This window comes from Gaiella occulta (assembly GCF_003351045.1).
GTDB classification, from domain to species: Bacteria; Actinomycetota; Thermoleophilia; order Gaiellales; family Gaiellaceae; genus Gaiella; species Gaiella occulta.
In genome coordinates, this window is the sequence record NZ_QQZY01000004.1 from 86,581 (window position 1) to 100,558 (window position 13,978).

The following is a 13,978-nucleotide window of genomic DNA, read 5'->3' on the forward strand; positions in this document are numbered from 1 at the left end:
CGCCTAGACTTGCCGGAGTGAAGGCCCCGAAGATCCTCGCCGTCGCCTCCGCCGTCGACCTCGACTTCCGCTACGGCTGCACGCCCGCGTGGTGGCAGCTGTGGAAGGGCATGTACGAGACGGGCGTCGATCTCGTCGTCACGCCCTACAGGGGGCGCCCGGTCGAGAGCCCGTGGTGGCGCACGGCGCCGAACCCGACCTTCCGCGAGGGCGAGGCCTATGCGGCCCTGCGCGACGGGCTCGCACGCCTGAAGGGCGACCGCTACCTGCGCCGCGGCGAGGACTCCCCCGACGAGTCCGCGCTCGACCGGCTCACACGCGAGACGATCTGGCGCGTCGTCACGCCCCGCTGGCGCCGCCACCTGGAGCGGCTCGTCGCGCGGGAGCGGCCCGACGCGGTCGTCGTCTTCACCGTCCCGATGGCGCACTTGCGCGGCATCCCGACGGCGCTGCGCGAGCGCTTCGGCATCCCCGTCGTCTTCTACGACGGCGACGTGCCGATGAGCCTGCCGGAGTTCGGCGGCATGGACACCGGCTTCAACTACTACCACGGCGCCGACCCGTCGGAGTACGACCTCGTGCTCTCGAACTCCGAGGGCGGCATCCCGCGCCTGCTCGAGCTCGGGGCGCGCCGCGCGGAAGCGGTGTTCTGGGGCGCCGACCCGGAGCTCTTCGCGCCGCAGCCGGTGGAGAAGGAGATGGACGTCTTCTTCTACGGCTACGGCGACAAGTTCCGGCGCGAGTGGACACAGGCGCTGGTCGGCGAGCCGAGCCGGGCGGCGCCGGAGATCGACTTCGCGCTCGGCGGCCGCGACTTCCGGGGCGACAGCGGGAACGCGCGCGAGATCGGCGACGTCCCGTTCAACGTGTTCGCCCGGGCCATCTCCGCTGCGCGCATCAACCTCAACGTGACCCGGCGCTCGCACGCGACCGTGCCGCTCTCCTCCACCTGCCGCCCGTTCGAGCTCGCCTCGGCCGGCGCGGCGATCGTGTCCAACCCGCATGCGGGCATCGAGCGGTGGTTCGAGCCGGGCAGCGAGATCCTCGTCGTCGAGGACGCCGCCCAGGCGCTTGACGCCTACCGGCTGCTGCTCGGCGACCCCGCCCAGGCTCAGGCGATGGGAGCCAGGGCGCGGGAGCGCGTCCTGGACGAGCACAGCTACGCGCACCGCGCGCGCCTGGTGCTCGACCTCGTCGGGCTCGATGCGCCGGTGGCCGCGTGAGAGCCGCGCGCGTCATCGCGGTCGTGCCGGCCCACAACGAGGCCGGGGCGATCGGCGGCGTCGTCGACGGGATCCGCTCGCTCCACCCGCACTTCGACGTCGTCGTGATCGACGACGGCTCGACCGACGACACGGCTGCGGTCGCCGCGGCGCGGGGTGCCGCCGTCGTCTCGCTGCCGTTCAACCTCGGGATCGGCGGGGCCGTCCAGACCGGCTTCAAGTACGCGCTCGAGCAGGATTACGAGCTTGCCGTGCGTCTCGACGGCGACGGTCAGCACGATCCGGCCGAGCTGCCGAGACTGCTCGCTCCGATCGAGCGCGGCGAGGCCGACATCGTCACGGGCTCGCGCTTCGCGAGCGGCGACGGCGACTACCGGCCGCCGCTCGCGCGCCGCATCGGCATCAGCTGGTTCGCCGGTCTCGTGTCGTTGCTGACGCGCCGGCGCGTCACCGATACGACGTCCGGCTTCCAGGCGATGAACCGCAAGGGCATCGCCCTGTTCGCAGACGACTATCCGAACGACTACCCGGAGGTCGAGGCGACGGTGCTCGTGTTCAAGCACCGGCTCCGGCTCACCGAGGTGCCCGTACAGATGCGGGAGCGCGAGCACGGGCAATCCTCGATCACGGTCGTCCGCTCGATCTACTACATGGTCAAGGTGACGCTGGCGCTGTTGATGGCGATGATGCGCAAGGTCGCGGCTCCGGCGGAGGAATCGCGCCGATGACTCCGATCAGGGTCTCGATCGCGGCGTCGATCGCGTCGCTGCTGCTGCTCCTCGTCGTCCTGGAGCTCATCCGCGGCCGCAGGCTCAAGGAGAAGTACGCACTCCTGTGGCTCGTGACCGGGATCGTGTTGCTCGTGCTGTCGGCGTGGCGCGACGGCCTCAACACCATCGCCGGATGGCTCGGAGTGGCCACGTACCCGCCCGCGATCCTGTTCGCGGTGGCGACGCTGTTCGTGATCGTCGTGCTCCTGTACTACTCCACGGTGCTCTCGCGGCTGGCGGACCAGAACACGATCCTCGCCCAGCGCGTCGCCCTGCTCGAGCAGCGGCTGTCTGCCCGCTCCGGCGGCGGGCCCGGCGAGGTTGACGGCGGGCCGCCGCCGGCGGTCTCCGAGACGAGGTAGAGCGGTCGCCCCTGCGCCTCGTCGCTCGTTCACGTTCCGAGCATCAGGATGGACACGAGGCGGCGACTCCGAGGCTCGTGGCGAGGACCGCACGCCGTCCGGGTCGCGTGCTCGTCACGGCGCGCGCACCGGCGGGCTGATCACGAAGATGTCGCCGGCCGAGGGGTCGTCCTTCGAGTTCGCTCCTGCCGCGACGCGATACGTGACGCCCGGCTCCGGTGAGCCGTCGAGGTAGGCGCCGGCTCTCGTCGTCTCGACGACCGTCGAGACGAGCGAGCACCTGCTCGCGCCGAAGCGCTCGCAGCTCACGTCGGCTCCCGGTCGCAGCGTGCGAAACACTCTGTAGAAGACGGGGCGGAAACGTCCTCTGTCCTCCCATGTCAGGTGCACGGACTTGCCGACGCGCTGCGCGCGCACCTGGAGGTACGAGCCGTCGACGGGCGTCAGCAGGCCGTTGATCTCGACCGCTCGCTCGGGCCCACGTTGGGGCGCGGCCGTGGCGAGCACCACGATCGGCACGAGTCCCAGCACGATTCCCCAGACCACGACGACCGGCGTCCTGAAAGGCGCACTCTGCGGAGCGGTGAGGCGGCCGCCGAGGCGACGGCTGAACGTGGGAACGAGGAGTGGAATGCCGGCGAGGAGGACGAGGTATGCGGGCCAGGCCGGCATCACGAGCCGCCAGAAGCTTCCTGTTTCCACACTGGCGACAGCCGACGACCCCTTCACGAAGACGTAGGCGAGCGTCCAGGAGAGGAGCAGCCCCGCCGCAGGCACGGAGCGCCGCGCCACGGCGACCGCTCCCGCGAGCGGCACCCACTGCGCGAGCCTGGCGCTCCAGAAGAACTCGCGCAGGTTGGACATGTTCTGCTTCCACACTCCCCAGTCGATGTGCGTGTAGCGGTCGATCGACGCCTGCACGGCGATGCTCCCGGCGCCGGCGGCCTCGTGGGCGGCCCCGAGCGAGAAGAGCGGTATCTGGCCGAGACCGCGCTGTTTCCACAGTGCGAGCGTGATCGCCGCGGGTGCCAGGGCGACGGCGAACGCGAGTCCCTGCCGCCAGCGTCGCGCGAGGAGATACGCGAGCAGGGCGCCGGCGAGGAAGAGCGCGTTGGCGGGCTTGAGCGCGAGCGCCCAGCCGGCGACGAGACCCGCCAGGCAGCCCTGCGAAAGCCGGGGCGACTCGAGCGAGCGCAGCACCAGGGCCGCCGCCACGACCACCGTGACCAGTGAAGGGTAGTCGGCGAGCTGCGTGAGCCCGAGTGCCTGCGGGAGGAACTGGTCGACCCACTGCTCGTGATAGCGGTCGATGAAGAGCGGGATCGATGCGAAGGGTGCTGCGACCCACAGGGTCGCAGACCACAGACCGAGGATCCGGCCTCCGATCCGCTGGCCGATGTCGAAGACGGCGAGCAGCGCGATGGGCCCGAGAACGAGGACGTCGAGGGCTATCGTCGCCGGCAGGGTGCTCACGAACGCAGAGCCGCCGACGACCGAGAAGGGCGCGAGCATCAAGGGCCAGCCGTAGCCGACGAGTGCGTACGGCAGCGTTCCGCCCTGGAGCAGCCAGCCCGTGGTGTAGAGCCAGATCTGGTCTCCGCCCTGGTAGGTGAGCCAGCCGTTGTGCTCGATCGACCGGAAGAACAGCGCTGTCGCGAGGATCTGTGTGATCGCGAGGGTCACGAGCACCGCCTTCCAGCGCGAGACGAGCGCGTCGCACAGCCGCGTGCCGAGCCGGACGGCGGCCCTCATCGATGCCGGGCCCGGTACCACTCGACCGTTCGCGCGATCCCCTCGCGCAGCGGCACGCGCGCCCGGAAGTCGAACAGCTCCTCGGCCCGCGTCGTGTCGAGCTTGCGGCGCGGCTGCCCGTTGGGCCTCGACGTGTCCCAGACGATCTCGCCGTCGAAGCCCGTCGCCTCGCGGACGAGCTCCGCGAGGTCGCGGATCGAGATCTCCTCGCCCGTGCCGAGGTTCACCGGGGCGGCGCCGTCGTAGCGCGCCGCGGCCAGCATCAGCCCCTCGACGCAGTCGTCCACGTAGAGGAACTCGCGCGTCGGCGTGCCGTCGCCCCACAACGTGATCGAGCCCTCGCCTCGCCCCCGCGCGTCGATCATCTTGCGGATCAGCGCGGGGATCACGTGCGACGTCTCGAGGTCGAAGTTGTCGCGCGGCCCGTACAGGTTCACCGGCAGCAGGGTGATCGCGTTCGTCCCGTACTGCGCCCGGTACGACTGCGCGCCGACGAGGATCGCCTTCTTGGCGACGCCGTAGGGGGCGTTGGTCTCCTCGGGATAGCCGTCCCAGAGGTCGTCCTCCCGGAACGGCACGGGCGCGAACTTCGGATACGAGCAGATCGTCCCGGCGACGACGAGCTTCGGCGTCGCGTGCAGGCGCACCTGCTCGAGCACGTGCGCCCCCATCATCAGGTTCGCGTACCAGTAGCGGCCCGGGTTCGCGCGGTTCGCGCCGATGCCGCCCACCTCGGCCGCGAGGTGGAAGACGAGCTCCGGCTCCACCTCGTCGAAGAGCCGGGCCGTCGCGGCCATATCGGTCAGGTCGGTGTCCGCTCTGCGGGGTACCACGACGTCGTGCCCGTCGGCGGCGAGACGCTCCACGAGGTGGGAGCCGAGGAAGCCTGCGCCGCCGGTGACAAGAACGCGCACGCCGCAAGGCTACCGGCGCGTCCGGCGAGGCAGCGCTCGCTCAGGTCAGCGTGGGAGCGCCCGTCGGCAGCCAGTCGACCCTGCCGATCCAGCGCTCGCGGTTCTCGGCGTACCAGCGGATCGTCTGCAGCAGCCCTTCCTCCCACGACACCTTCGGCGCCCAGCCGGTCTCGCGGGTGAGCTTCTCGTGGCCGACGCGCAGCGCCATCACGTCGCTCGCGCCCGGCCGGTAGCGCTTCGGCGTCGTCGTCACGGTGCGCCCGGCGGGCCAGAAGCCGTGCTCCTCGCCGATGCGGAGGATCATCTCGACCCAGCCGGCCATCGAGATGTTCTCACCCTGCCCGTAGACGTAGACGTCGCCCGGCTTGCCGTGTGCCGCGACGGTGAGGTGCCCGCGTACACCGTCGCTGCAGAAGCAGAAGTCGCGCAGCGGCTCGAGGTTGCCGAGCTCGATCGTCTCGCGCGTGAGCGCCTGCGTGATGATCGTGCCCGTCACGTAGCGCGGGTTCTGGCGCGGCCCGTAGTTGTTGAACATGCGCGTGACGACGCCGGGCACGCCGAACGCGTCGTGGTAGTTCATCGTCAGGAAGTCGGCCGCCACCTTGGCGGTGGCGTAGATCGACTTCGGGTTGATCGGCGAGCGCTCGTGCAGGATCAGGCCGCCCGCATCGTCGAAGTCGTGGTGGTGGGAGACGTCGTCGCGCACGTTCCCGTACTCCTCCGAGGTGCCGGCGGTGTCGAACTTCTCGAGCTCGAGCCCCCAGTCGACGATCGACTGCAGCAGGTTGAGCGTGCCCACCGTGTTCGCCATCACCGTCTCGTAGGGGCGATGCCACGACTCGCCCACGTGCGCCTGCGCGCCCAGGTGGAAGACGTAGGGCCTGTCCGGCGCCTGCTTCAGCTCGCGGACGAGGTAGTCGATCGAGGTGCGGTCGGTGAGGTCGGCGAAGTGCACCTCGAGCCGGTTGCGGAGGTGCCCGATGTTGTTGAGCGCTCCGCTCGAGGTGGCGCGCACGAACGCGTGCACGTTCGCCCCGAGCTCGACGAGCGCGTCGGTGAGGTGGGAGCCCATGAAGCCGTCGGCGCCGGTGACGAGCACGGTGCGGCCGGAGTAGGCGTCCCCGAAGTCGGCCCGGAGGTGGTCGAGAGCCTGCCGGCTCCAGATCATGTTCGTGGGCACGCGGGCAAGCGTAGCCGGTTCGGCGTCCCTCCTCCGGCTGCGATACCTTCGCGCGATGACCGCGGAGGGCCGTTGACTTCCCACCTGAGGGCGCTGTGGGTGCTCGAGCGAGTCGCCGGCGCGCTTCGGCGCGTCGGCCTCGGCGCGATGGTCGACGCGGTCGGTCGGCGCATCGCTCCGACCGTCGGCACGTTCGACGTCGAGATCGACGGGCTCCGGCTGCACGGCGATCACATCGGCCAGCTCTACTACGTGCGTGAGCTGCTCCAGTCGGATCGGGAAGGGGCGTTCGTCGAAGCGCTCTGCGCCTCGATAGAGCGCGGCGCGACGGTCCTGGAGGCAGGTGCGCACATCGGGTACGTCACGCTCCAGGCCGCACGAGCCGTCGGCGGGAGCGGCAGGGTGATCACGTTCGAGCCCAATCCCCGGACGGTTCCGCTGATCGAGCGGAGCCTGGCCGCCAACGGGCTCACGGACCGTGTCACCCTCGTGCCGCTCGCGCTCGGGGATGCCGCCGGCCGGCACGTCTTCCACATCAGCGGCGGCGGTGACACGAGCAGCCTGCACCGGCCCGACGGAGATTCGCAGCAGGTCGAGGTCGAGGTCACCACGGTGGACGAGTGGCTCGATCAGGAGGTGCGCGTCGACGTCGTCAAGCTCGACATCGAGGGCGGGGAGGTCGCCGCACTCCGGGGCATGCGACGAACGCTCGAGCGCGCCGGGCCGGGACTGATTGTCTTCGCGGAGTGCAACCCCGGGATGCTCGAGCGGGCCGGTAGCTCGAGCGAGGAGCTGTTCGCGACGCTTCGCTCCCACGGGCTCGAGATCATGTGGATCGACGAGAGCCGGAGGATGCCCCGACCTCTCGAGGAGGCGGACTGGTCGCACGGCTACGTCAACCTCTTCTGCCGGCGCGCCGCAAGCGGTCGCGGCCGCGACTTCGGTCCCGATCGGGCGGCGAGCCGTAGCTGAGGCTGCGGGTCGCTGATGCGGAGCGGGAGTCGGTCGAGGTCGCGGCGGTGCAGCTCGGTACGGCTGACTATGGTCTGTGCCGTGACGCGGCATCCGTCCGAACCCTGGGCGGGGGGCTACTACGGCCAGAGCCGGCCGGAGTTGGTCGCCCTCCTGCCTCGTCCGCTCGGGCGGGTCCTCGACGTCGGCTGTGGCGAAGGCCGAGTCGCAGCAGGCCTTCGAGCCGCGGGCGCGTCGTGGATCACCGGCGTCGAGATCCACGCTCCCTCTGCCGAGCGGGCGGCGCGCTCGCTCGACGAGGTCTTCGTCGGCCGCCTCGAGGAGCACATCGGCGGATTCGACGGGGTGTTCGACACGATTCTCCTCTACGACGTCCTCGAGCACCTGCCCGATCCCGCCTCGGCCCTGGTGGCGCTGCGGGGCGTCGCGGCGCCGGGGGCGCGCGTGCACGTGTCGCTCCCGAACGCCCGCCACTGGTCGCTCGTCCGCGACCTGGCCCTCAGGGGCACGTTCGGCTACACGGACGCGGGGCATCGCGACCGCACCCACCTTCGCTGGTTCACCCGACGCGACATCGTCTCGTTGCTGGAGCAGTGCGGGTGGCACGTCGAGCGTGTCGACCACCTGCCCCTGCGGCGCGTATCGGCACTCGCCTCGCGACTTACCTCGGGGCTGACGGCGGAGTTCCTCGTGTACCAGTGGTTTCTGCTCGCCCGGTCGCGTGAAAGTGCGCCGGAAGGCGCCCGCTGAGGCGCAGCACGAGCAGCCCGTACTGGCGGCGGAGCGCGGTCGCGAGCGAGACGGTTGCCAGCTCGAACGGAGCGCGCAGCGGCGCTGCTCTCCGTCCGGCACGCCGTCCCCTCGCGCGGGCGCGGATCGGGCCGAGCTCGCGGCGCACGACCAGGTGGATGGCGAGCACGGGCCAGTCGAGCAGCGCGATCCGCATGCGTGTTCCGATCCCCCGCTGTGCGACCCGATACTTCGCGAGCACGTACGCGCGACCGAACGCCTCGAGGCGACGCTGCAGGGGCGAGCTCGCCCCCAGCGTCGCACTGTGAGCGTGCAGGGCACGCGCGCTCGGGGCCCGCTCGCAGCGCCAGCCGGCGAGTCGCAGCCGGAGTGCGAGATCGACGTCCTCCCAGTAGGCGAAGAGGGTCTCGTCGAAACCGCCGGCGGCGCGGAACGCGTCGATCCGGTATGCGGCCGCCCCGCCGCACGGGCCGACGGGCGCCGGCGCCTCGGCCACGCGTGCAACCGGTTCGTTCCAGAGGACGTCCCAGGATCGGAGCGTCGCGTCGAGCTCGATGCCCGCCGAGTCGACGAGCTCCGGCGCCGACGCCTGCAAGAGCACGCCGGCGACCATTCCGACCTGCGGATCGGAGAACGGCTCGAGTATCCGCTCGAGGAACTCCGGCTCGCAGATCGTGTCGTTGTTCACGAGTACGATCACGTCCGCATCCTGTGCGCCGGCGACGCCCCGGTTGACGGCGCGGCCGAAGCCGAGGTTGCGATCGTTCCGTACGAGGCGCGCGTGCGGGAAGCGGGACGCCATCATCTCCGCCGTCCCGTCGCGGGAAGCGTTGTCGACGACGACGACGTCGTGGGGTACGGTCTGCTCCGCGAGGCTCGCGAGGGCCCGCTCGAGCAGATCGCGGGCGTCGAGAGTCGGGATGACGACGCAGGCCTTCACTAGCGTGTGACCTTACTGTGAGCGCCGAGAACACACCCGTGGACGTCCTGCGCACACCCGAGGCCGGAGGCCGGGTGATTCGCGGGGGCGCGCTGCGGGCGGCCGGCTACGGCGCGGGCATGGTAGTCGGCGCGCTCACGGCGGTCTTCCTCACCCGCGGCCTCGGCGTCGACGATTTCGGCCGCTACGGCACGGTGGCGGCGCTTCTCGGCATCGTGTCGACGATCACCGACGCGGGGCTGACGGCCGTCGGCAGCCGCGAGCTCGCGATCCGCCCGCCCGGGCGAGCCCGTCAGGAGCTGTTGCGGCAGCTCGTCGCCCTTCGCGTCGTCGCCAGCTTCCTCGCCGTGCTGGCCGCCGCCGGCTTCGCCGTCGTCGCCGGCTACGACGCGACGATGGTGTGGGCGACCCTGCTCGGCGGCCTCGGCGTCCTGCTCGTCAACACGCAGGCGACGGCAATGATGCCGCTCTCCGTCGAGCTGCGGCTCGGAGCCGTGACGGCGTTCGAGCTGCTCAAGCAGGCCCTGACGCTCGCCGGCGTCGCGGCACTGGCCCTGGCCGGTGCGTCGCTGCTGCCCTACTTCGCCGTGCAAGCGATCGTGGGCGGGCTCGTGTTGCTTCTGACGCCGCCGCTCGTCGGTGGCGTCCGCGTGCTGCTGCCGCGGCTCGAACGGGCGTCCGCGCTCTCGCTGCTGCGCGAGGCGCTGCCGGTCGCGGTGGCGATCGCGATGAACGTGCTGTACCTGCGCCTGCTCGTGATCATGGTGTCGCTGCTCGATGGCGACACCGAGACCGGCTACTACGCCACCGCGTTCCGCGTCTTCGAGATGCTCGTCGGACTGCCCACGCTCGCGCTCTCCGTCGCGCTCCCCCTGCTCGCGGTCGCCGCTGCCGAGGATCTCGAGCGGCTGCGCTACGGGTTGCAACGAACGCTGGAGCTGGCGGTCGTCGCCTCCGGCGGCATCGCGCTCGTGACGGTCGCGCTCGCGCCGGCCGTCCCGCTCCTGTTCGGCGACGAGTTCGCCGGAGCAGTGCCGATGCTCCGGATCCAGGCGTGGGCGCTCATTCCCCTGTTCGCCGGGCAGGTGCTCGGGCTCGCGCTCCTGTCGCTTCGCCGGCAGCGGGCGCTCGCGCTCGGGAACGCGCTCGCCGTGGTCGTCGTCGTCGCGGTCGGGCTCGCTCTCATCCCTCCCTACGGCGGCGTGGGGGCGGCGATCGCCGGGATCGCCGCCGAGGTCGCGCTGTGCGCGACGCTCGTCGCCCTCCTCGTTCGGGCCGCTCCCGCGACCGCGCCCGGCTTCGGCTTCCTGTGGAGACCGGGCCTGGCGCTCGGCGCCGGGGCCGCGCCCCTGCTCGTGCCGGGGCTCGGCGCCGCGGTCGCAGGTGTTCTCTCGGTCGCCGCGTTCGCCGTCGTCGCACTCGTCGCGCGCGCGGTTCCCGTCGAGGTGTTCGAGGCGCTGGCGCGGCGCGATCCCAGCTCCCGGGGCGGCTCGTGACACGGCCCCGCGTCGTCGTCCTGCGCGGGCACAGCGCCAACCCGTGGGAGCTGCGGCCGTGGGAGCTGCTCGCCGACCGCTTCGACGTCGTCGTCGGCGTCACCGGGTCGAACGCCTATGACCTCTCGGCCGGCAACGTGCAGCGGCTACCGGTCCGTGCGCTGCGCGACCGTCTGCCCGCCGGGCGGATCGGCGATCTCGCCGTGCTCGCGCTCGGCGACCGCTACCTCGGGCTGGAGGAGGCGCTGGCCGGGGCCGCCATCGTCCACAGCGCCGAGCTCGGCGTCTGGTTCAGCGGCCAGCCCGCGGCGCTGAAGCGGAAGCTCGGCTACCGGCTGGTGCTGACGGTATGGGAGACGATCCCGTTCCTCGACACGTATCGCCGCTCGCGGGGAAGGCGGTACAAGCGGCTCGCGGTCGCCGAGGCCGACCTCATGCTCGCCGCGACCGACCGCGCACGACGGTGCCTCCTGCTCGAAGGCGTCCCGGGGGAGCGGGTGGTCGTGTCGCCGCCCGGAATCGACGCCGAACGGTTCAGCAGCGCCGCCGGCGCCGCCGGGACCGGTGCCCTCGTCGTCTCACCGGGACGGCTCGTATGGGAGAAGGGTCATTACGACGTCGTCAGGGCGCTCGCGGCGCTCGACGCCGACGTTCGCCTGTTGATCGTCGGAGCAGGGCCGGAGCGCGAGCGGCTGCTGCGCTACGCCGCAGAGCTCGGGCTCGCAGGACGCGTCGAGATTCGAGCCGTCCCCTACGGCGAGATGCCCGGGGTCTTCGCGTCGGCGGCGTGTGTCGTGCTCGCCAGCCTTCCCGTGCCGCTGTGGGAGGAGCAGTTCGGGATGGTGCTGGCGGAGGCGATGGCGGCCGGAGCCCCGATCGTCGCGAGCTCGTCGGGGGCGATTCCCGAGGTGCTCGCCGGCTCCGGGGCGGCGCTGTTCTCTCCCGGCGACTGGCCGGCACTGGCCGGGCTGATCGGCGAGCGGCTCGGCGGGGGCAGGCTTTCCTACCCGCGGGCGATCGTCGAGCGCTACTCCGCGCGCGCGGCCGCCGAACGGCTTGCCGCCGCCTACGAGCGCGTGCTGAGCGACCTGTAGGCGTCTTCGTGTCGCTGTGCTGCCGCGTCCCACGTGAAGGCGGCCGCCCGCTCGAGACCTCGCCGCGCGAGCTCGTCCGCCCGCGCCAGCGCCGCCTCGACGCCGGCCGCGATCGCGCGCGGATCGTCAGGCTCGAACAGCACGGCGGCGTCGCCGCACACCTCCGGCAGAGACGCGGCATTCGATGCTGCCACGGGCGTGCCGCAGGCCATCGCCTCGAGCGGCGGCGCGCCGAACCCCTCGTAGAGGCTCGGGAATACGAGGCAGGCGGCCCGCCGATAGAGCCCGACGAGCTCGGCCTGCGGCACGGCCCCTCGTGCCTCGACGCCGGGCGGGCCGGCAAGCGCCTCGCTGCCGCCGCCCGTGAGCACGAGCCGGAGCTCGGGGCGATCGCGCCGCAGCAGGGCGAACGCCTCGAGCAGACGCCGATGGTTCTTGTGGGGCCATGTGCGCGCCGGGTAGAGCAGAAACGGCTCGCGCTCGCTTCCGTCGGGGCGGAACTGCGCGTGGTCGACGCCGTGGTGGATCACCCGCACCCGGCTCTCCTCCAGCCCGAGCTTCTCGAGCGCGCGGCCGCGCACGAACGCGGTCGGCACGACGACGATGTCGGCTCCGCGTGCGGCCCGGTCGTACGCGACCTTCCGGTATGCGCGCTCGGCGCGCGAGAACAGGCCGGGTACGTCGAGGTGCTGGACGTCGTGCAAGGTGATCACGACGCGCGCGGGCAGCCGCGGCAGCGGCACCGTGAACGGGTAATGGACGACGTCGATGCCGCGGTAGCGCAGGCGCATCGCGCCGGGCGATGCCAGCGCGCGGGCGACGCCTCGCAGCTTCGCGGCCGCCGTCGTGCCCGAGCGGTACTCGTCCACGACCTCGGTCGGCAGCCCCTCGCCCGCGTCGCGTGCGATCGCCGGCACGAACGCGGTCACGTCGAGCAGCCGCCGCGCGGCGAGGGCGCGGCAGAGCGAGCGGGCGTAGGTCTCGCTACCGCCCATCGCGCCGGGCACGAGCGTGAGCATGGAGAGGGCGACACGCACGGGGAAGCATCCTATAGCCGGGGCTAGAATGGCCCGATGCCCGGCGAGAGCGACGAAAACGACGCGGCTGCAGGGGTTTCGGCTCCCGAGCCGGTGGATGTCGAGGCGCTGATCGAGGCGCTGCGCGAGGAGGTGCGCCGCTCCGGCGCCGATCCCGGCGGCGCACACGGCGACGGCTCCGACCGCCGCGCCGCACGCGACGAGGCCGAGCGGCTGTGGCCCGTCTCCGCCGACCGCTCCCTGCGCCTGCGGCCGGGGGTGCGCGGGGGTGTCGGAACCCCGGTCAAGGCGGTGCTGCGCAAGCTCATGCGCTGGTACGTGGAGCCGCTCGCCTACGACCAGCGCTCGTTCAACGCCGCCGTCCTGCGCCTGATCGACGACCTCCAGGAGCAGGTCGAGCGGCTGCAGGCCGAGGTGGCGCTTCTTCGCGATGCGAAGAGCCGCTAGCGGGTGCCTTCCGTGAGAATCGCGGTCTGCAGGCCCCAGGTGCCCTTCGCCCACGGAGGGGCGGAGATCTTCACCGACACCCTCGTCGAGCAGCTGCGTGCCCGCGGCCACGAGGCCGAGATCGTGTCCGTGCCGTTCAAGTGGTACCCCGGCGCCCGCGTGCTCACGCAGGCGTTCACATGGCGCCTGCTCGACCTGACCGAGGCCGACGGCAGGCCGATCGACATGGTCGTGGCGACGAAGTTCCCGTCCTACGTGGTGCGTCATCCCGAGAAGCGCGTCTGGCTCGTGCACCAGTTCCGGCAGGCGTACGAGCTCGACCGCAGCGAGCTCGGACAGTTCGGCGAGGCGCCCGAGGAGCGCGCGCTGCGCCGCAAGGTGCAGGAGCTCGACCGCGTCACGCTCGGCGAGGCGACCCGCCTCTTCGCCACCTCGCGGAACGTGGCCGGACGGCTCGAGCGCTCGACGGGGCTCGTCGCCGAGGTGCTTCCGCATCCCGCGCAGGCACTCGCGTACCGCAACGACGGCCACGGGGACTTCGTGCTGTCCGTCAACCGGCTCGACCGGGCCAAGCGCGTCGACCTGCTGGTGGAGGCGGCGGCCGCCGACCCGTCGCTGCGGGTCGTGATCGCCGGCGACGGGCCCGAGCGCGCGCGGCTCGAGCAGCTTGCGCACGCGCGCGGCGTGGGCGGGCGCGTCCGCTTCGCGGGCCGCGTCTCCGTGGAGGAGCTCGCGGACCTCTACGCGACGTGCTTCGCCACCTTCTACGCGCCGGTCGACGAGGACTTCGGGCTCGGCCCGTACGAGTCGTTCCTGTCCGGCAAGCCCGTGATCACCGCCACCGACGCCGGCGGGCCGCTCGAGGTCGTGCGCGACGGATCGACCGGCGCCGTCGTCGACCCGGAGCCGGCGGCGGTCGCGCGGGCGGCGGCATGGCTCCGCGACCATCCGGACGAGGCCGCCGCCTACGGCCGCACCGGCAACGCGATCGCCGTCGAGGTGACGTGGGAGAGAGCGATCGCAAGGCTGCTCGCGTGAGCG

General features: G+C 72.0%; 14 protein-coding genes. 9 read left to right on the plus strand and 5 right to left on the minus strand.

The window, feature by feature from the left end:
- The first annotated feature begins 17 nt into the window (after positions 1-17).
- The 3 genes from Gocc_RS09345 to Gocc_RS09355 are packed head-to-tail and all read left to right on the plus strand — an operon-like array spanning position 18 to position 2,355.
- On the plus strand, positions 18-1,223 hold the full coding sequence (locus tag Gocc_RS09345; RefSeq protein WP_114796302.1) for a CgeB family protein: 1,206 nt from the start codon (positions 18-20) through the stop codon (positions 1,221-1,223).
- Positions 1,220-1,951 (plus strand): glycosyltransferase family 2 protein, encoded by a 732-nt coding sequence (locus Gocc_RS09350; RefSeq protein WP_114796303.1) that lies wholly within the window; start codon positions 1,220-1,222, stop codon positions 1,949-1,951. Before Gocc_RS09345 ends, Gocc_RS09350 begins: the two co-directional genes overlap by 4 nt.
- Positions 1,948-2,355, plus strand: a complete 408-nt coding sequence (locus Gocc_RS09355) for a DUF2304 domain-containing protein (RefSeq protein ID WP_114796304.1) — start codon at positions 1,948-1,950, stop codon at positions 2,353-2,355. The genes Gocc_RS09350 and Gocc_RS09355 overlap by 4 nt, the downstream gene beginning before the upstream one ends.
- Before the next feature lie 114 nt (positions 2,356-2,469).
- Here Gocc_RS09355 and Gocc_RS09360 read toward each other — a convergent pair whose 3' ends face one another.
- The 3 genes from Gocc_RS09360 to Gocc_RS09370 are packed head-to-tail and all read right to left on the minus strand — an operon-like array spanning position 2,470 to position 6,201.
- Positions 2,470-4,107 carry a hypothetical protein gene (locus tag Gocc_RS09360; protein ID WP_114796305.1) on the minus strand — a complete coding sequence of 546 codons (1,638 nt, stop codon included), beginning with the start codon at positions 4,105-4,107 and terminating at the stop codon, positions 2,470-2,472.
- Positions 4,104-5,021 carry a GDP-L-fucose synthase family protein gene (locus Gocc_RS09365; protein ID WP_114796306.1) on the minus strand — a complete coding sequence of 306 codons (918 nt, stop codon included), beginning with the start codon at positions 5,019-5,021 and terminating at the stop codon, positions 4,104-4,106. Before Gocc_RS09365 ends, Gocc_RS09360 begins: the two co-directional genes overlap by 4 nt.
- Before the next feature lie 40 nt (positions 5,022-5,061).
- Complete coding sequence (locus Gocc_RS09370) at positions 5,062-6,201, minus strand: GDP-mannose 4,6-dehydratase (protein ID WP_220150546.1); 1,140 nt, start codon at positions 6,199-6,201, stop codon at positions 5,062-5,064.
- 72 nt (positions 6,202-6,273) lie between these two features.
- Here Gocc_RS09370 and Gocc_RS09375 point away from each other — a divergent pair, with 72 nt between their 5' ends.
- Entirely contained in the window at positions 6,274-7,173 is a 900-nt protein-coding gene (locus Gocc_RS09375; protein ID WP_147281238.1) for an FkbM family methyltransferase, read from the plus strand.
- A gap of 81 nt (positions 7,174-7,254) precedes the next feature.
- Complete coding sequence (locus Gocc_RS09380; protein ID WP_181813529.1) at positions 7,255-7,923, plus strand: class I SAM-dependent methyltransferase; 669 nt, start codon at positions 7,255-7,257, stop codon at positions 7,921-7,923.
- On the opposite strand, the gene Gocc_RS09385 is transcribed toward Gocc_RS09380, so the two are convergent.
- The gene (locus Gocc_RS09385) at positions 7,835-8,863 is read right to left on the minus strand and encodes a glycosyltransferase family 2 protein (protein WP_114796309.1); all 1,029 of its coding nucleotides are present in this window, start codon (positions 8,861-8,863) and stop codon (positions 7,835-7,837) included. The two genes, Gocc_RS09380 and Gocc_RS09385, sit on opposite strands and share 89 nt — an antisense overlap.
- Positions 8,864-8,880: 17 nt before the next feature.
- On the opposite strand from Gocc_RS09385, the gene Gocc_RS09390 reads away from it, so the two are divergent.
- Together Gocc_RS09390 and Gocc_RS09395 are read left to right on the plus strand one after the other, a co-directional pair.
- Positions 8,881-10,359 carry an oligosaccharide flippase family protein gene (locus Gocc_RS09390; RefSeq protein WP_147281239.1) on the plus strand — a complete coding sequence of 493 codons (1,479 nt, stop codon included), beginning with the start codon at positions 8,881-8,883 and terminating at the stop codon, positions 10,357-10,359.
- Positions 10,356-11,453 carry a glycosyltransferase gene (locus Gocc_RS09395; protein WP_114796311.1) on the plus strand — a complete coding sequence of 366 codons (1,098 nt, stop codon included), beginning with the start codon at positions 10,356-10,358 and terminating at the stop codon, positions 11,451-11,453. Before Gocc_RS09390 ends, Gocc_RS09395 begins: the two co-directional genes overlap by 4 nt.
- Here Gocc_RS09395 and Gocc_RS16170 read toward each other — a convergent pair.
- On the minus strand, positions 11,426-12,490 hold the full coding sequence (locus Gocc_RS16170; RefSeq protein WP_181813530.1) for a glycosyltransferase family 4 protein: 1,065 nt from the start codon (positions 12,488-12,490) through the stop codon (positions 11,426-11,428). The genes Gocc_RS09395 and Gocc_RS16170 overlap by 28 nt on opposite strands.
- Positions 12,491-12,526: 36 nt before the next feature.
- Between Gocc_RS16170 and Gocc_RS16175 the strand changes: the two genes are divergently transcribed.
- Positions 12,527-12,937 carry a hypothetical protein gene (locus Gocc_RS16175; protein ID WP_181813531.1) on the plus strand — a complete coding sequence of 137 codons (411 nt, stop codon included), beginning with the start codon at positions 12,527-12,529 and terminating at the stop codon, positions 12,935-12,937.
- A 12-nt stretch (positions 12,938-12,949) separates the two neighbouring features.
- The gene (locus tag Gocc_RS09405) at positions 12,950-13,975 is read left to right on the plus strand and encodes a glycosyltransferase family 4 protein (RefSeq protein ID WP_181813532.1); all 1,026 of its coding nucleotides are present in this window, start codon (positions 12,950-12,952) and stop codon (positions 13,973-13,975) included.
- The last annotated feature ends 3 nt before the right edge of the window (positions 13,976-13,978 follow it).